The 25,692-nt window shown below is 44.7% G+C and carries 24 protein-coding genes; 16 read left to right on the top strand and 8 right to left on the bottom strand.

What is annotated here, in order from left to right; all coding sequences use genetic code 11:
- Positions 1-81: 81 nt before the first annotated feature.
- Positions 82-2,880, bottom strand: a complete 2,799-nt coding sequence (locus tag FXV75_RS07045; RefSeq protein WP_148831889.1) for a bifunctional aconitate hydratase 2/2-methylisocitrate dehydratase — start codon at positions 2,878-2,880, stop codon at positions 82-84.
- 235 nt (positions 2,881-3,115) lie between these two features.
- The gene (locus tag FXV75_RS07050) at positions 3,116-4,876 is read right to left on the bottom strand and encodes an SUMF1/EgtB/PvdO family nonheme iron enzyme (protein WP_148831892.1); all 1,761 of its coding nucleotides are present in this window, start codon (positions 4,874-4,876) and stop codon (positions 3,116-3,118) included.
- Between the two features lie 88 nt (positions 4,877-4,964).
- Here FXV75_RS07050 and FXV75_RS07055 point away from each other — a divergent pair, with 88 nt between their 5' ends.
- Both FXV75_RS07055 and FXV75_RS07060 read left to right on the top strand, forming a co-directional pair.
- Positions 4,965-5,576: a tRNA-(ms[2]io[6]A)-hydroxylase gene (locus tag FXV75_RS07055; protein ID WP_148831895.1), complete on the top strand. Its 612-nt coding sequence runs from the start codon at positions 4,965-4,967 to the stop codon at positions 5,574-5,576.
- A 97-nt stretch (positions 5,577-5,673) separates the two neighbouring features.
- Entirely contained in the window at positions 5,674-5,985 is a 312-nt protein-coding gene (locus tag FXV75_RS07060; RefSeq protein ID WP_148831898.1) for a hypothetical protein, read from the top strand.
- Positions 5,986-6,087: 102 nt separating this feature from the next.
- On the opposite strand, the gene FXV75_RS07065 is transcribed toward FXV75_RS07060, so the two are convergent.
- The 3 genes from FXV75_RS07065 to queC all read right to left on the bottom strand — a co-directional run bounded on the left by FXV75_RS07065 (position 6,088) and on the right by queC (position 8,154).
- Positions 6,088-6,867, bottom strand: coding sequence for a UDP-2,3-diacylglucosamine diphosphatase (locus tag FXV75_RS07065; protein WP_148831901.1), 780 nt, complete (start codon positions 6,865-6,867; stop codon positions 6,088-6,090).
- On the bottom strand, positions 6,864-7,370 hold the full coding sequence (locus FXV75_RS07070; RefSeq protein ID WP_148831903.1) for a peptidylprolyl isomerase: 507 nt from the start codon (positions 7,368-7,370) through the stop codon (positions 6,864-6,866). The genes FXV75_RS07065 and FXV75_RS07070 overlap by 4 nt, the downstream gene beginning before the upstream one ends.
- A 124-nt stretch (positions 7,371-7,494) precedes the next feature.
- Positions 7,495-8,154 (bottom strand): 7-cyano-7-deazaguanine synthase QueC, encoded by a 660-nt coding sequence (queC, locus tag FXV75_RS07075; protein ID WP_148831905.1) that lies wholly within the window; start codon positions 8,152-8,154, stop codon positions 7,495-7,497.
- A gap of 172 nt (positions 8,155-8,326) precedes the next feature.
- Between queC and FXV75_RS07080 the strand changes: the two genes are divergently transcribed.
- From FXV75_RS07080 to cysS, 4 genes are all read left to right on the top strand, one after another.
- Entirely contained in the window at positions 8,327-9,037 is a 711-nt protein-coding gene (locus FXV75_RS07080) for an AzlC family ABC transporter permease (RefSeq protein WP_148831908.1), read from the top strand.
- Entirely contained in the window at positions 9,034-9,363 is a 330-nt protein-coding gene (locus tag FXV75_RS07085; protein ID WP_148831911.1) for an AzlD domain-containing protein, read from the top strand. The genes FXV75_RS07080 and FXV75_RS07085 overlap by 4 nt, the downstream gene beginning before the upstream one ends.
- A gap of 146 nt (positions 9,364-9,509) precedes the next feature.
- A complete protein-coding gene (locus tag FXV75_RS07090; RefSeq protein WP_148831914.1) occupies positions 9,510-11,183 on the top strand; it encodes a glutamine--tRNA ligase/YqeY domain fusion protein in 1,674 nt (557 codons plus the stop codon).
- Positions 11,184-11,187: 4 nt separating this feature from the next.
- A complete protein-coding gene (gene cysS / locus FXV75_RS07095; protein ID WP_148831917.1) occupies positions 11,188-12,570 on the top strand; it encodes a cysteine--tRNA ligase in 1,383 nt (460 codons plus the stop codon).
- A 63-nt stretch (positions 12,571-12,633) separates the two neighbouring features.
- Here the strand turns inward: cysS and FXV75_RS07100 are convergent, their stop codons facing one another.
- Complete coding sequence (locus FXV75_RS07100) at positions 12,634-13,068, bottom strand: universal stress protein (RefSeq protein ID WP_148831920.1); 435 nt, start codon at positions 13,066-13,068, stop codon at positions 12,634-12,636.
- Between the two features lie 63 nt (positions 13,069-13,131).
- On the opposite strand from FXV75_RS07100, the gene FXV75_RS07105 reads away from it, so the two are divergent.
- Positions 13,132-13,611 (top strand): hypothetical protein, encoded by a 480-nt coding sequence (locus tag FXV75_RS07105; RefSeq protein WP_148831923.1) that lies wholly within the window; start codon positions 13,132-13,134, stop codon positions 13,609-13,611.
- Positions 13,612-13,655: 44 nt separating this feature from the next.
- On the opposite strand, the gene FXV75_RS07110 is transcribed toward FXV75_RS07105, so the two are convergent.
- The gene (locus FXV75_RS07110) at positions 13,656-14,411 is read right to left on the bottom strand and encodes a DNA topoisomerase I (RefSeq protein ID WP_148831925.1); all 756 of its coding nucleotides are present in this window, start codon (positions 14,409-14,411) and stop codon (positions 13,656-13,658) included.
- Between the two features lie 190 nt (positions 14,412-14,601).
- On the opposite strand from FXV75_RS07110, the gene topA reads away from it, so the two are divergent.
- The 3 genes from topA to FXV75_RS07125 are packed head-to-tail and all read left to right on the top strand — an operon-like array spanning position 14,602 to position 17,962.
- Positions 14,602-17,229 carry a type I DNA topoisomerase gene (gene topA / locus FXV75_RS07115; RefSeq protein WP_148835280.1) on the top strand — a complete coding sequence of 876 codons (2,628 nt, stop codon included), beginning with the start codon at positions 14,602-14,604 and terminating at the stop codon, positions 17,227-17,229.
- Positions 17,226-17,696, top strand: a complete 471-nt coding sequence (locus tag FXV75_RS07120; RefSeq protein ID WP_148831928.1) for a DUF6586 family protein — start codon at positions 17,226-17,228, stop codon at positions 17,694-17,696. Before topA ends, FXV75_RS07120 begins: the two co-directional genes overlap by 4 nt.
- A 2-nt stretch (positions 17,697-17,698) precedes the next feature.
- A complete protein-coding gene (locus tag FXV75_RS07125) occupies positions 17,699-17,962 on the top strand; it encodes a hypothetical protein (protein ID WP_148831930.1) in 264 nt (87 codons plus the stop codon).
- Positions 17,963-18,081: 119 nt separating this feature from the next.
- Here FXV75_RS07125 and lexA read toward each other — a convergent pair whose 3' ends face one another.
- The gene (gene lexA / locus FXV75_RS07130) at positions 18,082-18,705 is read right to left on the bottom strand and encodes a transcriptional repressor LexA (protein WP_148831933.1); all 624 of its coding nucleotides are present in this window, start codon (positions 18,703-18,705) and stop codon (positions 18,082-18,084) included.
- A gap of 69 nt (positions 18,706-18,774) precedes the next feature.
- Here lexA and dinG point away from each other — a divergent pair, with 69 nt between their 5' ends.
- The 6 genes from dinG (at position 18,775) to FXV75_RS07160 (ending at position 25,670) form a co-directional block, all read left to right on the top strand.
- On the top strand, positions 18,775-20,898 hold the full coding sequence (dinG, locus tag FXV75_RS07135; protein WP_148831936.1) for an ATP-dependent DNA helicase DinG: 2,124 nt from the start codon (positions 18,775-18,777) through the stop codon (positions 20,896-20,898).
- A 108-nt stretch (positions 20,899-21,006) separates the two neighbouring features.
- The gene (locus tag FXV75_RS07140; protein ID WP_148831939.1) at positions 21,007-22,365 is read left to right on the top strand and encodes a DEAD/DEAH box helicase; all 1,359 of its coding nucleotides are present in this window, start codon (positions 21,007-21,009) and stop codon (positions 22,363-22,365) included.
- A 29-nt stretch (positions 22,366-22,394) separates the two neighbouring features.
- Positions 22,395-23,816 (top strand): protein adenylyltransferase SelO, encoded by a 1,422-nt coding sequence (locus FXV75_RS07145; RefSeq protein ID WP_148831942.1) that lies wholly within the window; start codon positions 22,395-22,397, stop codon positions 23,814-23,816.
- An 82-nt stretch (positions 23,817-23,898) separates the two neighbouring features.
- Entirely contained in the window at positions 23,899-24,930 is a 1,032-nt protein-coding gene (locus FXV75_RS07150; protein WP_148835282.1) for an NAD(P)H-dependent glycerol-3-phosphate dehydrogenase, read from the top strand.
- Entirely contained in the window at positions 24,923-25,207 is a 285-nt protein-coding gene (locus FXV75_RS07155) for a DUF4389 domain-containing protein (RefSeq protein WP_148831944.1), read from the top strand. Before FXV75_RS07150 ends, FXV75_RS07155 begins: the two co-directional genes overlap by 8 nt.
- Positions 25,194-25,670: a SixA phosphatase family protein gene (locus tag FXV75_RS07160; RefSeq protein WP_148831947.1), complete on the top strand. Its 477-nt coding sequence runs from the start codon at positions 25,194-25,196 to the stop codon at positions 25,668-25,670. Before FXV75_RS07155 ends, FXV75_RS07160 begins: the two co-directional genes overlap by 14 nt.
- Positions 25,671-25,692: the final 22 nt, after the last annotated feature.

Below are 25,692 nucleotides of genomic sequence, written 5' to 3' on the forward strand. Positions count from 1 at the left end.
AAAAAGCCACTAAACTAAAAGTCTAGTGGCTTTTTTTGACGATTCATTGGTGCACTCATCAGTGCACCAATACAGGCTGTATTACACGTTGTTTACAGGAATGAATTCGACTGGTGCCGTTGTCATTTGATCTAACGGTGGCGCGAAGTCAGTTAGCTTAATGCCATCTACAGCGGCCTTGTATTCCTCAATAGTAGGGAAGCGACCTAACATAGTTGAAAGAACAACCACTGGCGTTGAACCAAGTAATGATTCACCTTTCTTCTCTGTAGTATCCGCTACCACACGACCTTGGAAGAGGCGTGTTGACGTGGCAATAACGGTGTCACCAGGTGCCGCTTTTTCTTGGTTGCCCATGCAAAGGTTGCAACCAGGGCGTTCCAGATACATGATATTTTCGTATTTAGTACGTGCAACTTGTTTTGGATTGGTATCATCAAATTCAAAGCCGGAATACTTCTGCAATATATCCCAATCACCTTCCGCTTTAAGCTCATCAACGATGTTGTACGTTGGTGGCGCAACAACGAGTGGCACTTTAAACTCAATTTTTTGGCCTTGTTTCTCAAGATTACGTAACATTTGAGCGATAATTTGCATATCGCCTTTATGCACCATACAAGAACCCACAAAACCTAGATCAACGGGTTTAGATTCATAGAAGGAAACAGGACGGATCACATCATGTGTATAGCGTTTAGAGACATCATCGTTATTAACGTCTGGATCAGCAATCATGGGTTCATCAAGTAGATCTAAATCAACAACCACTTCAGCATAATATTTGGCGTTATTGTCAGGTGCAAGAGCCGGTTTTGTGCCAGATTTGATTTCTTCAATACGTTTATCAGCAAGAGCAATTAAACCGTGTAAGGTTTGTGCTGCATTCTCCATGCCTTTGTTGATCATGATCTGGATACGACTTTTTGCCACTTCCAAAGATTCAATCAAGGTATCATCTTGAGAAATACAGATAGACGCTTTAGCTTTCATTTCAGCGGTCCAATCGGTAAAAGTAAATGCTTGGTCAGCCAATAGGGTACCAATGTGTACTTCAATAACGCGACCTTGGAAGACGTTGTCACCGAACTGTTTGAGCATTTGCGCTTGTGTTGCGTGAACAACATCGCGGAAATCCATGTAGTCTTTCATGTGGCCTTTAAAAGTCACTTTTACAGACTCAGGAATTGGCATAGTTGCTTCACCAGTTGCTAAAGCAAGGCCCACTGTGCCGGAGTCAGCACCAAATGCGACGCCTTTAGACATACGTGTATGTGAATCACCACCAATAATAATCGCCCAGTCATCCACGGTAATATCATTCAATACTTTGTGAATAACGTCGGTCATGGCAGGGTAGACGCCCTTCGGATCACGGGCGGTGATAAGACCAAACTTATTCATGAAATTCATAAGTTTCGGGATATTAGCTTGTGCTTTGGAATCCCAAACCGATGCTGTATGACAACCAGATTGGTAAGCGCCGTCCACAATTGGAGAAATCACAGTGGCTGCCATTGACTCAAGTTCTTGAGATGTCATTAAGCCTGTGGTGTCTTGTGAGCCAACAATGTTGACTTGAACGCGAACATCAGAACCCGCGTGTAATGCCGTTTTTGATTTAACACCGACTGCATTGTTGTTGAAAATTTTCTCAACCGCAGTAAGGCCTTGGCCTGCATGGGAGATTTCTTTAGACAGCGCGTAGACTAATTTGGCTTCAACGCCTAAGGTTTCCGCTGCAAATGTTTGCAGTTTTTTACCAAATACAATGGCGTATGAACCACCGGCCTTCATAAACTCGACTTTTTGAGCGGTAAAGGCACTAGAGACATCAGCCAGTTCTTTGTCGCCGTTGTACAGCTTTTTCTCTTTCGTGTTAATGGTTAAAACTGTACCTGTTTTGACCGAGTAGGCCTCTTCTAGCACGAAATCACCACTGTCGTTTTTAAGCGGTTGACCGTTAGCGTCCAGTTTTTTTACCCAGTTTTTCAGGTTCAAACCAATGCCGCCGGTAACATCAACGGTGGTTAGGAAGATGGGTGAAATACCGTTTGTACCTGCAACAATAGGCGCAAAGTTCACGAATGGCACATAAGGGCTTGCTTGTTGACCAGCCCACAATGCAACATTATTCACGCCAGACATACGTGAAGAGCCCACGCCCATAGTGCCTTTTTCCGCAATCATCATGACTTTTTTGCCAGGATATTGTTTTTGCAAATCTTGAATTTCTTTTTGCGCTTCGGGAGAGATCATGCATTTACCGTGAAGCTCACGGTCAGCACGGGAATGCGCTTGGTTGCCGGGAGAAAGAAGGTCGGTTGAAATATCGCCTTCACCCGCAATAAAGGTAACGACATCAATGCTTTCAGCAATCTCAGGAAGCTTGGTAAAAAACTCCGCTTGAGAGTAACTTTCAAGCACGTCTTTTGCCAAAGCATTGCCCGCTTTGTAAGCATTTGCAAGGCGCTCCATGTCAGCTTCGTATAAGAAAACTTGTGTTTTCAGTACGTCAGCAGCGGGCGCAGCAACGGTGGTATTATCAGACAAGGTTAGGTCTAGGAGCACTTCGACTGATGGGCCACCTTTCATGTGAGAAAGGAGTTCAAAGGCAAACTCTGGTGTGATTTCAGCAACGACGGATTCACCAAGAATGATTTCTTTCAGAAATTTTGCTTTTACAACCGCAGCACTGGTCGTCCCTGGAAGCGTATTGTAGATGAAAAAATTTAGAGACTCTGTACGGTGTTTATGGGCGGTATCTTTGATTTGCGCAATGATTTCAGCCAATAGATCTGCGCCATCGATAGGCTTAGGATGCAGGTCTTGATTTTTACGGTTTTCGATTTCTTGTAAGTACTCTAAATACAGGCTCATGTGCACCTCTTAACGTTATTTATGGGGGTGTTGCGGCTGAATAGCTTAACTCATTATTAAAGTAAGCTGCGTTGATACTAGACACTATGATGGGTGTCAAATTGTTTTCAGTCACCCTGCCTTCAGTACCTAAATGTTTTAACAGCGTGACTTTAATCACAGTAGTTTACAGAAAAACCTCCCGTAATAGTGACGACACGCCATAACAATTTCGAATAGGGGATATTTAGCAGAATTATTCCGATTTGGCTGTTGTATTAGATTGCTGAATGATCCTAACCACTCTGAAGCCCCAGTTACTGGCTTTTAAATTAGGTTCTGCTCTAAATCGGGTCGCGCTTCGTCCCACTCTAGGAATATCAAACCACGAACCACCTCGTAGAACACGATTGTCACATTGTTTTGCCAACCAGACTTGGTTTTTTGTGGGCGCTGCATCGTAATTATCGTGATAACAATCCTCAATCCACTCTGCTACATTGCCGTGCATGTCAAATAATCCCAGTGGGTTGCTGGCTTGGCTGCCGACAGGGGCAGAGGAAATGCCATCCCATTGGCTTCCGCAGCTGTCACACACACTGTAGCCCGGTTTTACGGAATTGCCATACCAAAATGAAGTTGTTGAATCGGCTCGTGCCGAGTATTCCCATTCAATTTCGGTTGGTAATCGATATTCCGCACTCGTTTCGGCTGAGATCCAGGCTGTGTAGGCTTTTGCGTCATGCCAGCTGACGTTGATCACAGGGCGCTGCCCACGCCCCCAGCCGTTATCAGGAGGCAGTACTCGATTTGTGGCGTTAGCAAATTGATCGTATTGATCAAAGGTGACTTCATATTTACTGATATAAAAGCCTTTTGGGATGTCAACTTCATGCGCGGGCAGTTCGTTATCATCCCCCATTCTATTTTGATCCCCCATGATAAACGTGGCGGGGGCGATTTTTTCAATTTTTGGCGCTTTGCCTGACACAGTGGTGAGCGGCTCCTCAAGCACTTGCGGTAGCGATTCGAATGAAATGGGTGTTTCTGTTGGCCTAGGTGGTGCAGTGGTAGCTTCAACAGGCAAGGGGTTAGCCGGTCGTTCAGGCCAAAAAATCACAGCGGCTAAGACCGTTGTTGAAGCGAAAGCGGCCGCTAATAATGCGTTGAACGGTGGCTTTTTAAAGAACCGCTTGAACATAAGTCTGGTTCGAGCGCGGTCATTTGGCTCAGGTTTATAGTGATTGGCGCGCAGGATGCGAACCACTTCGGTAAGTGATTTTGGTCTGCTTCGTTCATTGTCATGGCTCCAATTTACTAATTTATCCCACGTGGAATGGCTTAAATTGGGGTGAGCGTCGGGAAGGTCGACATTTAAGTTTTTATCTAAAATGGATTCGCCTAGCAAGGCGGCCATCAGCAGCCTCATAAAAGCAAAGCGATCTGAAGCGACGGTGCGCTTTTGTTCTTTTTTCAGGTATTCAGGTGGCAAAAAACGCCTATCCATGACACTGTCATCGATTCTATCCATCCAGTTGTATGCGCCAAACCCCGTCATTAAACCTAAGCCATTCACAACATGTATGGCGCTTAGATCAAGATGACCATGATATAAATTATTTTTGTGAACCTGATCCAAGGCCGTGGCAATATTATCAAACAGGCTAATAACTACATTGAGTGGAGCGCCTTCAGGGTATTTTCCTAAAAAACTGTAAAGGTTTTCTCCACCACAAACAGCCGAACAGGAAAACACCCAAAATCGCGAATAAAAGGGGGGGTAATTGGGGGTGATGGCTGGGTGTTTGATGGTCGCGTATTTTCTCGCGTTTTGTAAAAAACGATCTATTTTACCGCGCTCAGGTTGAAAAAAGCGTAATACAAAGGGCCGACCGCCCTGATCTGCGACCCAAATGGATTTGTTTTCTGTCATGGGGTAGTTCAAAACATAGGGGTCGAGCTCAACACCGACGTGTTGACCAATTTTTAGTTTTATTGGGTCATAAAAATCATTCATTACGAATTTGATATCCAAATCAAGACGTTGGTGTCTAAGTGGTTAATACCGAGTATAATCACGTTTTTTAACGCAAAAAGGTAGAGTAATGTTATCAGCGTACCCAGAGCTTGTTGAATTTCTTCCCTGCCAATCGCCAGAGGCGTGGGTGAATTGGGCGATTAAGAACCCCTCTTTGTTATTAAATGACCATGCTCATTGTGAAAAAAAAGCCGCATCTACCGCTATGAACCTGATGTATCGCTATGTGGATCGGGACAACCTTCTTCATAAAATGTCACGATTAGCGCGTGAGGAGCTGCTGCATTTTGAGCAAGTTCACAAGCTGATGCGAAGTCGTGGAATCGCTTACGAACACCTTAGTGCGTCACGATACGCCGATGGTATGCGCAAACATATTCGTACCCATGAGCCAGCTAGGTTAGTCGATACATTGATTGTTGGGGCTTTTGTTGAGGCGCGTTCTTGTGAGCGCTTTGCAGCGCTTGCTCCACATTTAGACGATGAGTTGTCTAAATTTTATGTTTCGTTATTAAAGTCCGAGGCGCGTCATTTTGAGGATTACCTCACGCTGGCGCAAGAGTATGCAGGCGAGCCTATTGATGAACGCATTGCCTTTTTTCGCGAGGTTGAGCACAAGCTAATTGTTGAGCCTGATGTGGCGTTTCGTGTGCACAGCGGCCCACCTAGTCAGGGTTGAATTACAAAACACCACAATCTATTATCGACACTTTTCTGGTCAGCGTTTATCTGCCTGCTACACTCATTAGAGGCGCTCGCTGATTTGGAGAATTAAAATGAGCATACAGAAAAGTGAAACCTTACCAGATGTTACCTATTGGCTTGCTTTGCAAATAGCTAAGGTAGACCCGGTTGTCGATTTAGATGTGATGTATAAAGGGTCTTTGGAGTTGGATTTTTTATATCAATTACTGACTTGCAAGGCGCAGCAGCATTGGTGGCGAAATTACGCTGTTGCCTTGAGCCCAGTGGTGGTGAACAACGCTTTTTTTCGCGCGGTTGCCCTGTTACACAACCGAAATATTGAGTTTAATCGCTCCCGCAACACTGACGAGACAGTTTGGGTACGAGATTTGTTAAAACGTTAGTTTTTGTCATGTGGATTATGTGTTGGATTCGCACCTAAAGGACAATAGCGCCGGCACAATGGTATGGCTGGGGCGCTATTCGGTGGATAGATTCAAATATGCCTACGAGAAAAGAGAGACTTTGTGGGTTTCGTGTAGTCCTTTTAACCCGTGCTGTAAGAAATTTTCAACAGAAGCATGGCATTGGGTATACGTGCAACCTTCGACACTTGCCAGCCAGATGAATTCGTCCCAGTCACCAAGCACGCAACGTACATGCTCTGTTTCTTGGTGAACGTTGGGGCGGTGGGTGTGGCCATGTATTACGGCGCAACATTGGTGTTCGGCTAAAGAATGCTCTACTGCGAGGGTCGTGACATCCATGATGTCGTTCGATTTCCCCGAGGCCATCGATTGGCTGTCGTTACGAAGCTGGGCAGCTAATATAATGCGCTGTTCTAATGGCATGGCGAGAATGTGCATTTGCCATTCTGTAGAGCGAACGGTTTTTCTGAAAGCCTGATACTCCGTATCCTCAAGACAATATTCATCCCCGTGCGTTAACAGTAGAGCATTGTTCTCCAGAGACAGCACCGTTTGTTCTTTGATGAGTATGGCACCCACTCGATTGAGCCATTCTTTGCCTAACAGAAAATCTCTATTGCCATGTAGGATGAAGACATTTATGCCTGATTGAGAGAGCGTTAACAAAGCACCTTCGACAGGAGTATTCCAATGAGGCTGATAGTCATCGCCTATCCAGGCTTCGTAAAAATCGCCTAGGATATACAGCTCTGCTTCTTTGTTGCGCTCAATAAGTTCGCCACAAAGCTTTACAAACGCCCGGATAAGATCCGGGCGTTTGTCGCTTAAGTGCAAATCCGAAATGAAATAACGGATCATTCGTCTTCGCTTTTGACTAATTCAGCGCTTTCAATGATCACATCTTCAGCAGGCACATCTTGATGACCTGATTTTGTTGTGGTTTTCACTTCTTTGATTTTGTTAACGATGTCCATGCCTGCAGTGACTTTGCCAAAAACCGCATAACCCCAACCATCTGGCGTTTTGCTGCGATGATTTAGGAAGCTGTTGTCTGCCACGTTAATGAAAAATTGAGCAGAAGCAGAGTGTGGGTCCATGGTACGAGCCATGGCCAACGTACCTATTTCGTTTTTAAGGCCGTTATCGGCTTCGTTTTCAATGGCAGTGCGTGATTCTTTCTGAGTCATTCCTGGCTCAAAACCCCCACCTTGAACCATGAAGTTATTAATGACGCGATGAAAAATAATGCCATTGTAAAAACCAGATGTTACGTAATCTTCAAAGTTTTTTGCCGACTTAGGGGCTTTTTCGTAATCCAGCTCTACGTGAATGTCGCCGTGATTTGTGTGTAAAATGATCATGTTAAATCCTTATGTAACTGTGGTAATGGTGTTTGTATAACAGTAAAAACACAATATGTTGTGTGCTGAGCGCATTTTATGTGTTTGTGGCGCAAGACGCTACCGTATCGGCCAGGTAAACGCATTAGGCTTCGTATATTAGAGGGTCGATTTGACCTTGCTCCGCAAATGCTTCGAGACGTTCGATGCAAGCGCCGCATTTACCGCAGGATTTTTCTCGGCCATTGTAACAAGTCCAAGTGTGACGGTAATCAAGCCCCATCTGTAAGCCAGCGTTTAAAATATCCCCTTTTGATGCCTGTAAAAAAGGTGTGACAATGTCGACTGCCTGATAGTTGGCAATCAATGAGACGGCATTCATTGCCGCCACGAACTCAGGCCGACAGTCTGGATAGATGTGATGGTCACCTGAATGGGCACCATAATAGACCTTGCTTGCTTCCAGATTGACCGCATAGGCAATCGCCATAGAGAGCAATATCATGTTTCGATTTGGCACAACGGTAGACTTCATGTTGTTGTCTTGATAATGGCCCTCTGGGATGTCTGCTTCACCGGTTAATGATGAGTTGGCCATCAGGCTATTGATCGCAGTAATATCAACTACTTTATGTGAAACACCCAAATCACGGCACACTTGTGCCGCTACCACTAATTCTTTGCTGTGCTTTTGACCATAGTTAAAGGAAATGGCATGCACTTCTAGGCCTTCTTTTATAGCCGTATTGAGCACGGTGAAAGAGTCCATCCCTCCGGAATACACAACAATGGCTTTTTCTGACATGAGAATTTTCTACTCCTTAATGTTTTGCTTTTGTGTTGCAAAAGCCTGTTTAATAATGTGTTTGTCAGTATAACAGAGTCCGTCTTTTAGCAAAGGCGCGATCAGGCGAAGTAAAATTGCATGTTGGCGCGCATTAGCGCTATAAACAGCAGATTAAAATAAGAGAAAGTTTATGACGATACTTCAACACATGCGGCGCGGTGCCGTTGCCTCCATTCCGATGATCATTGGCGGCGTGCCTTTTGGGCTCCTGTTTGGGTCTTTAGCATCCAGCTATGGCTTAAGCCCATGGTTTGCCGTTGCCATGTCAGCGATTGTTTTTGCTGGCTCTGCACAATTTGTGGCCCTTGGATTAATTGCCTTACAAGCGCCAATTTGGGTGATAGTCTCAACGACGTTTATTGTTAATCTGCGCCATCTTTTGTACGCGGCAGACATGGTGAAATATGTGAAACATTTACCCATGCCGGTGCGTATCGTGATGGGTTTTGGGTTGGTTGATGAAACCTACGCTGCGCTTCGCCCTATGTATGGCGCAGGGCTTGTTGACGAGGAAACCGGTCATAAAGTCTATTTAGGGTCTTTTCTTGCTTTTTATATAATGTGGAATACGACAACGGTTCTAGGCGTTTTGTCAGGGGAGTTGATCCCCGGAATGAGTGAATGGGGGCTTGAGTTTGCTATGGTCGCCACTTTCATTGGCATTATTACCCCGTATTTAAAAACCACACCTTTTTGGTTGTGCATGCTCAGTGCCGGTGTTTCCTCGCTTATTTTGGTGGATTTGCCGAATAACCTTGGCTTATTGGTGTCGGCCGTGATCGGCGTGACAATGGGTATTTTTGCCGATCAAAAAAGTAATGTGACGAGGGCAAGCGCATGAATACTCTGGATGCAATACTGATCATAATGGGCATGTTTGTCGTGACCTTTGGTGTGAGGTTTGTTTTGTTTGCCCGTGCGCATAAAGTCATTATGCCTGTGTTTGTGGAAAAAGCGCTAAAGTACGTACCGGTGGCTGTGTTGACCGCCATTATTACACCAATGATTTTTGTTCGGGGTGATCAGCTTGTGCTCTCTGTGTTTAATCCTTGGTTACTCGGTGCCTTGGCGGCGTTTGCTGTTGGGGTTTGGCGACAACATCAGTTACTGACTATATTGGTGGGTGTGATGGTTTTCTTTGCGGCGAAATACGCTTTTTCTCTGTAAAACGGTGAAAAGAGTTTCGGCTCAATATCCAATAGAAACTTAAATACGATATACTTATCCACTAATGTAATAGTATTTTCAGATCGCTTTTCATTGTTCGATCATTTTCCATTGTCAGACCACATTTATCGGGACTTACATCAACCATGTCAGAAACGTCAAAACCAGGTAATTTCATTACTCAAATCATTGATAAAGATAACGAATCAGGCAAACACGGCGGCAAGGTGCTGACCCGTTTTCCACCTGAGCCAAATGGCTACCTACACATTGGACATGCAAAATCTATTTGTCTCAATTTCGGCTTGGGGCAGCGTTTTAACGGTCAGTGTAACCTTCGTTTTGACGATACCAACCCTGAAAAAGAGAGCGTTGAATACATTGAATCAATAAAGCGCGACGTTGAATGGTTGGGCTTTGAATGGAAAGGCGAGCCAAAATTTGCCTCCGATTACTTTGACCAACTGTTTGATTTTGCGGTTCAGCTTATCAAGGCTGACAAAGCCTATGCTTGCGAATTGAACGCTGAGCAGATGAGAGAATACCGCGGCACATTAAAAGAGCCCGGTAAAAATAGCCCATTTCGCGCCCGTAGCGTAGAGGAAAACTTGGCTGTTTTCATGGACATGAAAAACGGCAAATACAAGGATGGCGAGGTAGTACTGCGCGCTAAAATTGATATGGCGAGCCCTAATATCAATATGCGTGATCCTATTATTTATCGCGTTCGTCACGTGCATCATCATCAAACTGGGGACAAGTGGTGTGTGTACCCAATGTACGACTTTACCCACTGCTTATCGGATGCGATTGAACAAATCACGCATTCTGTATGCACACTTGAGTTTCAGGACCATCGACCATTGTACGATTGGGTACTTGATACACTGGGCACCTTCCATCCTCAGCAAATTGAATTTGCTCGTTTAAATTTAAATTATACGGTGACCAGTAAGCGCAAACTCAAACAGCTGGTGGATGAAAAACACGTCTATGGTTGGGATGATCCGCGTATGCCGACCATCTCAGGACTGCGTCGTCGTGGGTACACCGCGTTGTCTATACGTAATTTTTGTGATCGCATAGGCGTCACCAAATCGGACAGCGTCGTTGACGTTGGCATGTTAGAGCATGCGATACGAGAAGATTTGGACGCCAGTGCTGGTCGCGCCATGGTTGTGCTTAATCCCATTAAAGTCACCTTGACCAATTATCCAGACGACAAAGAAGAAATCTTTGTGCTCGGTAATCACCCAAAAAATGAAGAGGCAGGTACACGTGAAGTACCCTTTAGCAAACATCTTTATATTGATGCGGCGGATTTCGCTGAAGTACCACCGCGTAAATGGAAGCGTTTGACTCTAGAAGGCGCTGTGCGCCTGCGGGGGGGGTATGTTATCACTTGTGATGAGGCGATTAAAAACGAAGCGGGTGAGGTTGTAGAGCTTTTATGCCGCTACGATGAACAGACCCTTGGTGTTAACCCCGAAGGTTATAAGCCAAAAGGCGTCATTCATTGGGTGAGTGCTCAGCACGCCGTCAACGCTATCGTCAATTTGTACGATCGCTTATTTGTTAATGAAGCGCCAGATGCCAATTATGAAGATAAATCATTTTTAGATTTTATTAACAGCGACTCCTTGACTGTTTTGACTGATGCCAAAGCGGAACCTTCATTGTTGACCTCTGAAAAGGGTCAAGGCTTTCAGTTTGAGCGGGAAGGGTACTTCTGCCGTGATCTTAAAGAAGATGGTGTGGTGTTTAACCGCACTGTGACGTTACGAGATTCATGGGCAAAAATTGAAGCAAAAGGAAACTAACTACATGTTAAAAATTTACAATACTTTGAGCGGCAAGAAAGAAATTTTCAAACCGATTGAGGAAGGTAAGGTTGGCATGTACGTGTGTGGCAATACCGTATATGACTTTTGTCATATTGGGCATGCCCGCGCGATGATTTCCTTCGACATCATTTCTCGCTTTATTCGTCATTTAGGTTATGAATTGAACTACGTCAGAAACATTACTGATGTGGACGATAAGATCATTAAGCGCGCTGAAGAAAACAACGAATCCACGCAATCGTTGACCGAACGTATGATCGCGGCGCAACGAGAAGACGAATTGCGCCTTGGCAATAAAATGCCAGATCGCGAGCCAAAAGCCACAGAGTTTATGCAAGAAATCATCGGCATGATTCAAGTGTTGATCGAGAAAGGTTTTGCCTACCAAGGAACGTCTGGAGATGTGTACTATCGAACCACTAAGTTTGAAGGGTACGGTAAATTAAACAATCGTAAACTTGATGACATGTTGGCCGGTGCGCGTATCGACGTGGAAGTGGCCAAAGAGCATCCAGCGGATTTTGTGTTGTGGAAGCAAACAAAAACAGGCGAGGTATCATGGTCTTCTCCTTGGGGCGACGGTCGCCCTGGTTGGCACATTGAGTGTTCCGCCATGTCGACAAATTGCCTCGGCAGTCACTTTGATATCCATGGCGGCGGTCCTGATCTCAAATTTCCACATCACGAGAATGAAATTGCGCAGTCTGAAGCTGCGACTGGTAAAGACTACGTGAATTATTGGATGCATTGTGGCGCGGTTCGAGTCAACAATGAAAAAATGTCCAAATCCTTGGGTAATTTTTTTACCGTACGCGACGTGTTGGCGAAGTTTAACCCCGAGGTTGTGCGGTATTTAATGGTTTCTAGCCAATACCGCAGCGCGATTGATTATTCGGATCAAAGTCTGCATGACGCTAAGGTAGCATTAGAGCGTTTATACACCGCGCTTCGTGATCAAGCTGTAGCTGACACCTATACTCCAACGGATTACACCCAGCGTTTTGAAGACGCAATGAACGACGATTTCAACACAGCAGTGGCTGTGTCTGTGTTGTTTGAGTTAGTTCGAGAGTTAAATAAAGCTAAGACAGAAGCGCCAGAAAAGGCCACCCTGTTGGCGGCAGAGCTTGCCGCTCTAGCCGAATTGCTGGGGTTGCTTTACCAAGACCCTGAGTATTTTATGCAGAATGGCACCGTGTCAGAAGGGTTAAATGATGCCGATATTCAAGGTCTTATTGAGGAAAGAGCGCAGGCTCGCAAAGATAAAAACTTTGCTCGTGGTGACGAAATTCGAGATGAACTATTGAGCCAAGGTATTGAATTGTTGGACAGTCGCGAAGGCACGACTTGGACAAGAAGCTAGTAACTCAAGGTTAAAAATGAAAAGGCGATGTTTGCATCGCCTTTTCTATTAAGAGGTTAATCCTCAATCTTTTGTTACTTTGACAGCCAGTACATCGCATGGGGCACCATGAAGTACGCCGTTAGCTGTCGATCCCAGCAGCAGAGCCAAACCGTGTCGACCGTGACTTCCTACGACGATGAGGTCGACTCTTTTTTCTTCAGCGATGCGATGAATTTCGCTTTCAATGCCGCCTTGAGTGATGCAGCTTTCTTTTACGGGAACCGCTAATTGAGCTTCCAACATCGAAATACGTTCTTTCGCGGTGTCTTGAAGTTGCGCTTGAATGTCAGTGATATCAATTGGAACGTCACCACCGTAGGCATAATTGAGCGATTCAATAACATGAAGAATAGTGAGTTCGGCGCCGGTGGCTTGGCACAGTGCAACCGCTTTATTAGCAACCTTGATACTTTCATCGGTTAGATCAACAGCAAGTAGAATTCTACTGTACATCATAAAATACCTCCAAATTTGGCTCGATTAACTTATTATAAATTAAAACTAGAGAAACATTGAACTATGACCGCTCTGATTGTTATTTTTATTACTCTGTCTTTAATGGGGTCCGCGCTATGGATTATGCCTCCTAAAAAAGAGCGACAGCGTATGGCATTACGTTTACATGCCCGTTCATTGGGACTTCACGTTCAGCTTACATCAATTGACCTTCCTGACAAGTGGGATAAGTCAATGATTAAGCAAAAAACGGTGGCTTATTCTGCTTATCGCCCTAAGCCCCTAGGGAGCATAGCGAAGCCTATATTTATACTGCCTTATGAAGTGTGGAAATACCATCAGGTAAAAGAAGGGTGGTGGTCGAATGCCCCCTTAGTTTTGAGTGATTTAGACCAGGGTACTCTTGATCAATATGGGGGGGTGTTATTGGCAGTGAAAATCACCTCTGAAGGCGTGGCGATTTACTGGGATGAAGCAGGCGACGATGACGCCTTAGAGACCTTATCTGGCTTTATTTTTTCGTTGCTCGACCTACCTTGTTGATCCATTATGGGCCGCATTTGCCTTTTAATGGAGCCTGTGAGCGTTTACTGCGAGCCTTTCTTAAGATCTAGATTTTGAATCAATTCGGTCAGTGCCTCTTCGGGATTATCACTGTCTTGTATGGCGGCAATAGAGGGTGAGAGTATTTGTTTCATACGATTGGCGACGAAGTCCTTTAGAATTTTTTTCTCAGGACGCTCTAAAGCATCTGATTTGATATGAGATAATATGACGCCGTAAAGGGTTTGAGCGACGCGCAAATCACCGCCTTGAAAGTTTTTATTGGCTTGCACCATTTGTCGGTTGAGTTGAATCCACAGATTTAACCAACGCAAATATTCATAACAAGCTTGGTAATGAGTGTTGCTTATTCGCCCTTTACGGCGCAGATAGAGTAGCATTTTGGCCAGTTTGGTTAAGCGCTCTTTGTAGTTGGTTTTTTCTTGAAAACTAAAAGTATCAGGTTCTGGGTTAAATGTATGTGGCTCGATATTGCGGCCTTCTTCGGCAGTGGTAATGCGGATTTCAATCTTTTCTGGGTCATCTGAATATTGCAGAAGTTCCCTGAGTGTGTCTAGATAGAAGTCATACAAAACATCCGTCGCAATGGTGTCGGTATTGATGTCTCTTAGCCCACGAATATGTTGCTCAACACGATCGGCTCGATTGGAGAGTTGCAATTGTTTTACACGTCGTTGAGTGTATTCTTTTTCTTTTTGATGGGCGCGTGATCCAACAACAACAGAGAGCAGCACAATGATGATCAGAAAGGCGATGGTTAAAATTTGGAGCGTGGCCATGATTGTCCTAAACAAACGAATCCAGTATGTTAAATAAGAAATACTCAGTACAGCAAGACTTAATGTGTGAAACAATACAGGGATCGCTTGTTATATAAAAGGTGTTTGCTTAATATCAGCGCCCCTAGAGATGAAACTTCGTGCAACGTGGATTTGCAGACCTACTTTATTAAAAGGCTTACACAGTTCAATGGGAAAATCACTGGTTATCGTGGAATCGCCTGCTAAGGCGAAAACCATCAACAAATACCTGGGCAATGACTTCATTGTTAAATCGAGTGTAGGACACATTCGAGACTTGCCAACAGGTAAAACAGCCACCTCGACGCCTCAAGAGCGTGCGAAACAAGCCGCTTTGACGCGAAAAATGAGCCCGGAAGAGAAGCTCGTATACAGAAGCAATAAATCTCGCCAGCAACTGATTTCCAGAATGGGCGTCGATCCAGAAAATAATTGGAAAGCGCATTATGAAATTCTACCAGGCAAAGAAAAGGTCGTTGATGAGCTTAAACGCCTAGCTAAAAACGCCGACACCATTTACCTCGCAACGGATTTGGATAGAGAGGGTGAGGCCATTGCGTGGCACCTTCGCGAAGCCATTGGCGGTGATGATAGCCGCTACAAACGCGTCGTTTTTAACGAAATCACTAAAAAAGCCATTAAAGCGGCGTTCGAAACCCCGTCAGAACTGGATATGGATCGAGTTAATGCTCAGCAAGCGCGTCGTTTTTTAGATCGTATTGTTGGTTTTATGGTATCGCCTTTATTGTGGGCAAAAGTCGCTCGTGGTTTATCAGCGGGTCGCGTTCAATCTGTTGCGGTGCGCTTAATCGTAGAGCGTGAAAAAGAAATTCGTGCGTTTGTTCCCGACGAGTTCTGGGAATTAGATGCTCTTTTAGCAACGCCTTCAAAAGATGTTATTAAATTTGAAGTAGCCAAATATCAAGAAAAAGAGTATCGACCGGTCAATCAAGCACAGTCAGATAAGCATGTTGCTCGCTTGGAAAATGCCAGCTATTTGGTGAGCAGTCGTGAAGATAAGCCGACAAGCAGCAAGCCGTCGGCGCCCTTTATTACGTCCACATTGCAGCAGGCCGCTAGCACACGGCTGGGTTATGGCGTTAAGAAAACCATGATGCTGGCCCAGCGCTTGTACGAGGGTGGTTACATAACTTACATGCGTACGGATTCCACCAATCTAAGTGTGGATGCTGTGGAGGCATTAAGAAGCTACATCCTGTCTCAATTTGGTGATAAGTATCTGCCAGAAGAGCCTATTCGATACAGCAGCAAGGAAGGTGCCCAAGAAGCACATGAAGCGATTCGCCCTTCTGATGTAACCGTTCGAGTAGACGACTTATTAGGGATGGAAAAAGACGCTCATCGCTTATATGACCTCATTCGTAGCCAATTCATGGCATGTCAAATGACGCCTGCGCAATACACCTCAACAACCATCACTGTAACCAGTGGCGATTATGAGTGTAAGGCGAGAGGTCGCATTTTACGCTTTGATGGTTATACGCGTGCCATGCAGACGGTGGTAAAAAAAGGAGAAGATAATATTTTGCCTGATGTAGAAAAGGGCGAATATTTATCTCTTCAAGAGCTGCTACCTGAGCAGCATTTTACTAAGCCTATTGCGCGTTTTGGTGAAGCAAGCCTTGTGAAAGAACTGGAAAAAAGAGGCATAGGTCGTCCTTCTACTTACGCCTCTATTATTTCAACCATTCAAGATCGGGGTTACGTGCGTGTTGAAAATCGGCGTTTTTATGCTGAAAAGATGGGTGATATTGTCACCGAGCGCTTGGTTGATAGTTTTAATGCGCTGATGAATTTTAGTTTTACAGCACAGATGGAAGAGCAGCTAGATCATATTGCTGAAGGTGATAAGGACTGGATTAAAACCCTAAACGCTTTTTATAAAGATTTTAGTTCGGTTCTAGCCAAAGCAGAGTCCGTCGAGGACGGTATGATGCTTAATGAACCGACGCCAACGGACATAGAATGTCCAACCTGCTCGCGTCCTATGCAAATTCGCACCGCCAGTACCGGTGTGTTTATGTCTTGTTCTGGTTATGCGTTGCCACCAAAAGAACGTTGTAAGGCAACAATTAACTTAATTCGCGGAGACGAAGCAATAGCGGTTGACGATGAAGAGGGTGAGTCTAAAGCTCTGATCAATAAGCATCGCTGCAAAATCTGCGGCTCAGCGATGGACAGTTACTTGATGGATGAGCATCGCAAACTGCATGTCTGTGGTAACAATCCAGCTTGTTCTGGTTATGAAGTGGAAAATGGCGTCTTTAAAATCAAGGGCTACGACGGTCCTGTGCTTGAGTGTGACAAGTGTACTTCTGAGATGCAGCTTAAAACCGGGCGATTCGGTAAGTATTTTGGCTGCACCAATGAAGCGTGCAAAAACACGCGTAAACTGCTGAAAAGCGGTGAAGCTGCGCCACCAAAAATGGACCCTGTTCCAATGCCGGATCTTGCTTGTCAAAAAGTAGAAGACCATTATGTTCTCAGAGATGGTGCGACGGGCTTATTTTTAGCGGCCAGTCAGTTTCCACGTAAGCGTGAAACGCGCGCGCCTTTGGTTGAAGAGCTGCTGCCTTATATGGATCAAATCGATCCAAAGTACCATTTCTTTAAAAAAGCGCCAAAGAAAGACGCAGAAGGTCGCCCTGCTATTATTCGTTACAGCCGAAAAACCAAAGAGCAATATGTAATGAGTGAAGAAGAAGGCAAGCCAACGGGTTGGAAGGCTTTTTATGTTGGATCAAAGTGGGTGATTGAGGAAGGTAAGAAAAAATGAGCAGTGCGAGTTTGGCGAGTGTAACAAATCAAAAGCTCGATACCGCTAGGCGCTTAATCCAGCAAGGTAAAACAAGCGATGAAGCGTGGTTAAATGCGGGTTTAGAAAGCTCGGCGGTATTTCAATTAAGAAGTGCACTTAACGGCTTATTAAAAGAAGTGTCGTCGTCTTATTCCTTATCAAGCTCGTTGGATGTGAATACATTGCTTGCTGAGACCACCAATAAGCAGATTGTAGTGCCGGTTTTGGCTGAGCTAGCGGATTTGTTATTGCGTTCTGAATCATGGTTTTATCAGCTCAATCAAGCGTATCTGGTACAGTTTGAATGTCGTTCGGCGCCGTCTTCTGTAGTGCAGTCTGATGCTATCATTGGTCGTGGGAGTGACGCAGGGGCGTCGGTAAGTTTTTACTTGGCTAAATTGGTTGAGTTGGTTTTACGTTTTAGAGAAGAGTCATCAGAGTATTAAGTATGAAAGAGTCCTATCTGGAAATTGTTGAGTTGGATAATGGTGATATTGTGTTACGTCCAGCCAGTGAAGAGGGTCAAGAAACAGAGCCTTTGGCAACGTTAACCATTTCCGATGATACCCGTTCTTATTTGAAGGATCGTTATTTTGATCTGGCTAAACACATGTTTCATGCTGGTATTGACTTTGTGTATTCAGAAGATGGTGATTTTGATGAAGCATATGACGCGGTAGAAGAAGAGTTAAGGCCTAAAATTCTGCATTGATTGCAACGTTCTCAAGTCTCTGTGCACGAAACCGACATTAAAAAGCGAAGTTATTACTTCGCTTTTTAATGGGTAGGGTGTGTATAAATGACATTATGTTATGGATGTGTTGCGAAAGGTTAATGGCCTTGGCGAATAACTCCTACTGACAGCCCTTCAATGGCAAAGTCCTCGGTTTCAAGGTCAACAATAATATCATTAAACGCTTCGTTCTCTGGCATGAGTCTGACGATATGACCGTTCTGTTCGAATCGTTTCACCGTGACTTCGTCACCAATACGAGCCACAACAATTTGACCATTGCGCACGCTGGTGGTTTTATGGACTGCCAACAGGTCACCTTCCATGATGCCAATGTCTTTCATGCTGGTTCCTGAGACCGATAAAAAATAATCCGCCTGTGGGGAAAACATCGTAGCCGGTATATTAACGTGGGAAGCAATGTTTTCTTGAGCTAAAATAGGAAAACCCGCAGCGACCTTGCCGATAACAGGCAGACCGAGATCTTCTTTTGCTTCTTCATTAATGGCACGATCCACCAAGCGAATGCCACGGGATGCACCAGACAGCATTTCTATTGCGCCCTTTTTGCATAAGGCTTTCAAATGCTCTTCGGCCGCATTGGGAGATTTAAACCCAAGCCGACGTGCGATTTCAGCTCTTGTGGGAGGAAAACCTGTTTCACCAATAAATTCGCGAATGGTTTCTAATACGTCAGATTGTCTTTGCGTTAATTTAATCATAGGGCATCTGGTTGTTTATACAGTAACTGTTATTATATACAGCATTCTTAACGATACTCAATAATATAAATGCTTTCAGACGAACTAAAAAAACAAATTCAACTTGCATACCGAGCGTCATTGGATGCCAAGTCACACAAACCAAGGGCTGGGCAGCGCCAAATGATTGGTGCGATTGCGCGCACCTTGGGAAACATCAAACAAGGTTCGGAAGGTGAGCGACTGGATGAAAAGCACGTTGCTGTAATCGAAGCGGGGACAGGGACGGGGAAAACGTTGTCTTATTGTTTAGCCGCGATCCCTATCGCCAAAGCGCGTGGACTGACACTGATTATCTCGACCGCTACGGTCGCGTTGCAGGAGCAGATTTTACATAAGGAATTGCCTGATCTTCTTGAGCACACGGAGTTGACCTTTAAGTATACACTCGCTAAAGGGCGAGGACGGTATTTGTGTTTGAACAACCTAGAAGGTTTTTTAAACTCAGAAGAGCAAGCAATGGACGACATGTTTGCTGGGTTGTTTGAGCAGCATTTAAGTTCTGAGGATATAAACACTGTCTTGTATCAAGAAATGGACGCAGCCTTGTCAAAAGGGGAGTGGGATGGCGATAAAGACAATTGGGCGGGTGTTGTACGAGACCAAGACTGGCGACGCTTAACGACCGACCATCAGCAGTGTACTAATCGCAATTGTGCAAATTATTCCGCGTGCCCATTTTTTAAAGCACGAGCAGAAATTGAGGTAGCCGATGTCATTGTTGCCAACCATGACTTAGTATTGGCTGACTTATCTCTGGGGGGGGGTGCCATTCTTACGCCGCCTAAAGAAACCATTTATGTCTTTGATGAAGGTCATCACCTACCAGATAAAGCCATAGGTCATTTTCGACATGACGTCCGCTTGCAGCAAAGCATCACTTGGTTGCGTCAGTTAGAAAAAAACTTGGTTAATTTAAAACAAGAACTCACTGACGATGTCAGCTTGACAGGGCAGTTGTTACTTAAAATTCCTCAGCAAATCCAAAGTATTGTGAATTTTATTCAATACGCCCAACAAGGTCTCGCGCCTTACATTCAGGGTTTAGGTCTGGATAGGGAAAATAATCAACACCGATTTGAATTTGGTTTAATCCCAGACGAACTTCGTCAGCTGTCCTACAGCTTGCAGACTTCGTATCAAAAACTCTTCAACAATATCGAAAGCATTCAAGACGAATGTAAAAAAACCAAGCAAAACGAAGGAATGGGGGTAACGCCAGAAACGGCTGAAACTTGGCAGCCCATTTTAGGTGTGATTCTTGGTCGGCTTGAGCAATGCGTAGGTTTGTGGCAATTGTACTCTACTGTAGATGACCAAAACTATCCGCCTAATGCGCGCTGGCTTGTTTTGTCAGGGCAGGGCATGGAGCAAGATATTGAATTGGGCGGATCTCCGATCTTGGCGGCAAATACGCTTAGGCAGCAACTCTGGGATAAATGTTTTGGTGCGGTGGTCACTTCTGCAACTTTAACGGCATTAAATCAATTTCATCGCTTTAACATGCGTTCTGGTGTGCCGCGCGAAAGTGAATATTTACGAGTCATTAGTCCTTTTGATTTTAAAGCCAACGGCTTGCTGGTCGTCCCTAATATGGAGCACGAGCCCAATCGTGTTGAGCAACACACGGCTGAAATTATTGCCTACCTTGATAAAAATGTGAACGCTGAAAAAGGCAGTTTAGTATTGTTTTCATCTCGTCGACAGATGGAAGAAGTGGCGCAATCTTTGGCAGTCGGATTACAAGATATTTTATTAATGCAGGGGGAGCAGTCTAAGCGGGTTATTTTAGATTCCCACAAAGCGCGCATTGACGCTGGCAAAGGCAGTCTATTGCTTGGGTTGGCAAGCTTTGCTGAAGGGGTGGACTTGCCGGGCGAGTATTTAACATGCGTATTCATAGCTAAAATTCCGTTTGCTGTGCCTGATGACCCTGTAGAGGCCACGTTAGCGGAATGGATTCAAAAACGTGGTGGTAATCCTTTCATGGAAATTACCATTCCTGATGCGTCATTGAGGCTTATTCAAGCCACGGGAAGGCTCCTAAGAAGTGAAACGGACGAGGGTGAAATACACATACTAGACAAGCGTTTGCGTACCAAGCGGTATGGATCCCAGTTAATTAACAGTCTGCCGCCTTATCGTTTTCAATAGTGACGCCGAACAAACCACAAGCAAGGGGTGATAAAGCCTGATCAATTAGGTACACTCCGTGCAAAGATACTTACCCTTACAACATAATAGAAGCGTATAGATTCCAATATGGAAAACCAAAATCAACAGATACCTCAAGACACTACTGCAAAACCAAAACGTTCTCGCCGACCTAGCAAACGCACTAAAAGTAACGACGACGCGTCCAGCTCACCTCAAGAGCATCCTCAGATTAGTCACGAGACGCCTTTAAACGAGCGTGCTAAAAACAGCATTTGGTCTATTGACGATTTCCCTGTTGAAGAGGTGGAAGGCAAGTTACGCTTTCACGATCTAAACATTCCAGACAGGGTAATAAAGTCCATTGCCGAAATGGGGTTTGAATACTGTAGTGAGATTCAGGCTGAAACGTTACCGATGACTTTATTGGGCTATGACATCATTGGTCAAGCACAAACGGGAACGGGCAAAACCGCTGCGTTTTTAATCGCTATGATCAGTGACTTTTTAGACTATCCGTTGGAAGAAAAGCGCCCTAACAATTTTGCGCGCGGCTTGATTATTGCCCCAACTCGAGAGTTAGCGATTCAAATTGCTGACGAGGCCATTAAATTAACCACAAACTGCCATTTAAACGTGGTGACTCTGGTGGGCGGGTTAAGTTACGAAAAGCAAAAAATAGCCCTAGAAACTGAAAATGTTGACATCTTGGTCGCCACGCCTGGACGTTTGCTGGATTTTGCACGCAGCCGTAAAGTGCAATTGGGTAAGGTTGAGTGTTTGGTACTGGATGAAGCTGATCGTATGTTGTCTATGGGTTTTATCCCTGACGTGAAAAGTATTATTCGCATGACGCCGCACAAGGAAAGCCGTCAAACCATGTTATTCAGTGCAACTTTCCCAAAAGACATTCAGGCACTGGCTCAACAATGGACGTATTTTCCTAAAGAAGTTTCGGTTGTCCCGAAAGAGGCAACTAACCAGAATATTGAGCAAGTGATTTATACGGTTGAAGCAGATCAAAAGTGGCCGGTGCTTAAACAGTTAATCCAAGAAAATGGCGGTCAACGCACGATTATATTTGCCAATCGTCGAGACGAAACCCGTGATTTGTACGAGCGCTTACGTAAAGCCAATATTAATTGCGCTATTTTATCAGGCGAAGTCGCGCAAGATAAACGCGTGAAAACACTGAAAAACTTCAAAGAAGGCATTATTCAAGTGTTGGTTGCTACCGATGTGGCAGGTCGTGGTATCCATGTTGATAACGTTGAGCTAGTGGTTAATTACTCATTGCCAGAAGACCCAGAAGATTACGTACACCGTATTGGTCGAACCGGTCGAGGTGGTGAAACGGGTAAGTCAGTCAGTTTCGCCAGCGAAGACGATGCTTTTATGATTCCTGAAATTGAAAAAGTCGTCGGCGAAAGTATTCGCTGTGAATACATGGTTGATACGTCTCGATAAAAATCACTTACTTTATTAAGTGAGCTAAGATGAATTTAGAACATCACTTTGCACAGTTGGGTGAGGCGTTTTCTTCGAAAACCCTTATCCAACCTCTTTTGGAACAGCGTTTGGTTGAGTTCAATCAATCTCTCGCTGTTTTTCTGTCTATTGATATTAAGTCACCAAGTATTAAGCGAGTTCTAAGCGGACAAGATGTTGTCCCTCATAGTGTTAGCATGGTCTATGCTGGTCATCAGTTTGGTGGTTTTTCCCCTCAGCTCGGTGATGGACGCGGTGTGTTATTGGGCGAAATAAAAGGTCAAGACGGACTTTTATACGATTTACATATGAAGGGCGCAGGGCCAACGCCATATTCTCGTCGTGGCGATGGGCGCGCCGTGTTGCGGTCTTGCATCCGTGAATATCTTGCCAGTGAGGCCATGGCGGCGCTGTCAGTTCCTTCTTCCCGAGCTTTGGCGCTTTATGATAGCCGTGAAGCGGTTTACCGAGAAACGCCCGAAGCGGGCGCCATGTTGTTACGTACTGCCCATGGGCATATCCGCTTTGGTCATTTTGAGTACTTTTTTTATCAAGGTAAACAGGCTGAATTAGATCAGCTGATCGCTTACTGTCTACAGCATTACTACCCGGCCTGTTTGGCGAGTGACGCACCGTTGCAAAATATGCTGCTTGACGTGGTAAAGCGTACAGCGAGAATGATCGCAAAATGGCAGTCAATCGGGTTTCAGCACGGTGTAATGAATACCGATAACTTTTCTTTCACAGGCGAAACCATCGATTACGGCCCTTATGGTTTTATGGAAGATTATGCGCCAGATTGGGTGTGCAACCATTCTGACCATGAAGGGCGATATGCGTTTTCTCGTCAGCCTGGCGTTGGGCTTTGGAATCTTAATTGTCTAATGCGTTGCTTTTCAAAGCACTTAGATAGGGACATGTTGGTTTCCATTCTGCAAACTTATGAAGCCGAATTACAATCCCATTACGATGATTTAATGAGTCAAAAAATGGGATTGGATTCGCGTCATATCCTTCATGAACTTTTACCTTCTTTGTTTGTTGTTCTCGCGTCCGAAAAGATGGATTATACAGTATTTTTTCGATTACTAAGCCAGATGCAAGAAAGCCAATTTGCCTTGTTATTAGACGAGGTGATTGATCGAGAACGCATGTTAAATTGGTTGACACTTTATCAGTCCGCTCGCCTGGATGAGGGTAAAGATTGGTCTCTAGTCGGTTCGGACATGCTAAAGGTAAACCCAAAGTTCATTCTGAGAAACTACTTGGCTCACGACGCAATTCTGGCCGCAGAGGGCGGAGATTATTTGCCTTTTAGGCGATTACTTAACGTTCTCAGTCATCCATTTTCTGAGCACTCTGAGTCTGAAAAACTGGCTCAAAGAGCGCCTGAATGGGGTAAATCTTTAGAGGTTAGTTGCTCATCTTAGTGTCATTGACCTAAGCATTGTTGAACTTGGTGTTGTTCGTTTTTATACCGTTAGGCGATATTTTTAAAAAAGAGAAGACATGATGATGAAGCACTCAGTGTGTGTGTTAGGTGGTGGTAGTTTTGGCACAGCGTTAGCCAACATTATGGCCAAAAATGGCCATCAAGTTAGCCAGTGGATGCGCAACGAAGAGCAAGTCGAGGAAATTAACTTAACAGGCCTAAACAGCCGCTATCTACCCAATGCCCCCTTGCATCGTGAATTACTGGCAACCAGCAATTTAGAGCAAGCCATTCGTGACAGTGATACCGTTTTTGTGTCAATTCCGTCTAAGTCGTTTGAGCAAGTAGCAAAACGTATCGAGCCTTTACTGACCGCAGACAAAATATTAATTAGTACTACTAAAGGCTTTAATCCAAATCGTTTTGAACTTATGAGCGATGTTTTGCGTCGAAACCCCATTACGCAAAAAATTGGTGTGCTAAGCGGTCCTAATTTAGCGAAAGAGATCGCGGCGGGTCAAATGACAGGGTCAGTGATCGCCAGTGCAGACGAACATGTGAGGCAGCGCGTCATTGAGTTGCTCAAATCGTCCACTTTTCGTATTTATGAAAGTAAAGACAGCACTGGTGTGGAGCTCGCTGGAGCCCTAAAGAATATTTACGCCATAGTGTGTGGTTTGGCCAAGGCGCTCAATGTGGGTGAGAATACTATGTCGATGATTATGACACGCAGTTTGGCTGAAATGAGTCGATTTGCTGTGCATTTCGGCGCCAATCCGATGACATTTTTAGGGTTGGCAGGAATGGGGGATTTAATTGCCACCTGCACTTCGCCTTTGAGTCGTAATTATCGCGTGGGTTTTGCCATTGGCTCAGGTCAAAAATTAGAAGACGCTATTGGTGGTATTGGTGAAGTAGCCGAAGGTGTCAATACCTTAAAAATGGTGGTAGATGAAGCGCATCGGCATGGTTTGTATATGCCACTTGCTGACGGCTTATCTAAATTATTGTTTGAGAGTGCTGCGCTGGAATCGTTGATTGGTTCGATGATGACCGGCGAGCAAAAATGGGATGTCGAATTTGCGACAAATGAGGAGAGTGTCAATGTCTAAGCCAGGCTATGCCGATCAAGGGTTTTGGTTTCGTATGATTTTTATGTTGCTGTATTGGGTGATCCTAAATATCGCGGTGACGGTATTTGGCTTTCTATTGGTGTTGGTCAGTTTGATAAAATTGGGCTCAAAACATGAACCGCACACACTGTCCGTTTGGTTGAAAAAAATGTCAGGATTTATTAAGCAAATCTTCTCTTTTTTATCGTATGAAACACAGGAGAAGCCGTTTCCATTCCAGCCTTGGCCTCAGGTAGATGTGGATGAGCAAGCCTAAGCGTCTTTTTGTACTGCGCCATGGTCATGCGCAGCCGTTTGGCTATGAGTGTGATGAAAATCGAGCATTAACCGAGTTGGGCATCGCTGAGGTGAAAGCGGCCGCGAAAGCATTTATAGCTCAAGTGGAAACCTTTGACGCTATTATTGTGAGCCCTTATCTGAGGGCACAGCAAACAGCTAAAGTTTTTTTGGAGGAGCTTAACTCCTCCTTGAACATCATTGATTGTCCTTTAATTGTTCCAGAGGGCAGAAAAATTGAAGCTGCGATCTGGTTAGACAGTCAACGTTATCGATCTATCTTAGTGGTGACTCATCAGCCTTTTGCACATCAGTTTTTAGACTATTTGGTGGATGAGCCGTTGCCAGTCGGTTTTTCTATGACGACAGCCACCTTAGTGTCTGTGGAAGGGGTGTTTTTTGCGGGTGCATGTTGTCAGTTTAGATGGCGATTCTCGCCCTGAGTTATGCTTTCTATTGTACAAT

Origin of the sequence: Marinomonas sp. IMCC 4694, from assembly GCF_008122525.1 — a bacterium.
GTDB lineage: Bacteria > Pseudomonadota > Gammaproteobacteria > Pseudomonadales > Marinomonadaceae > Marinomonas.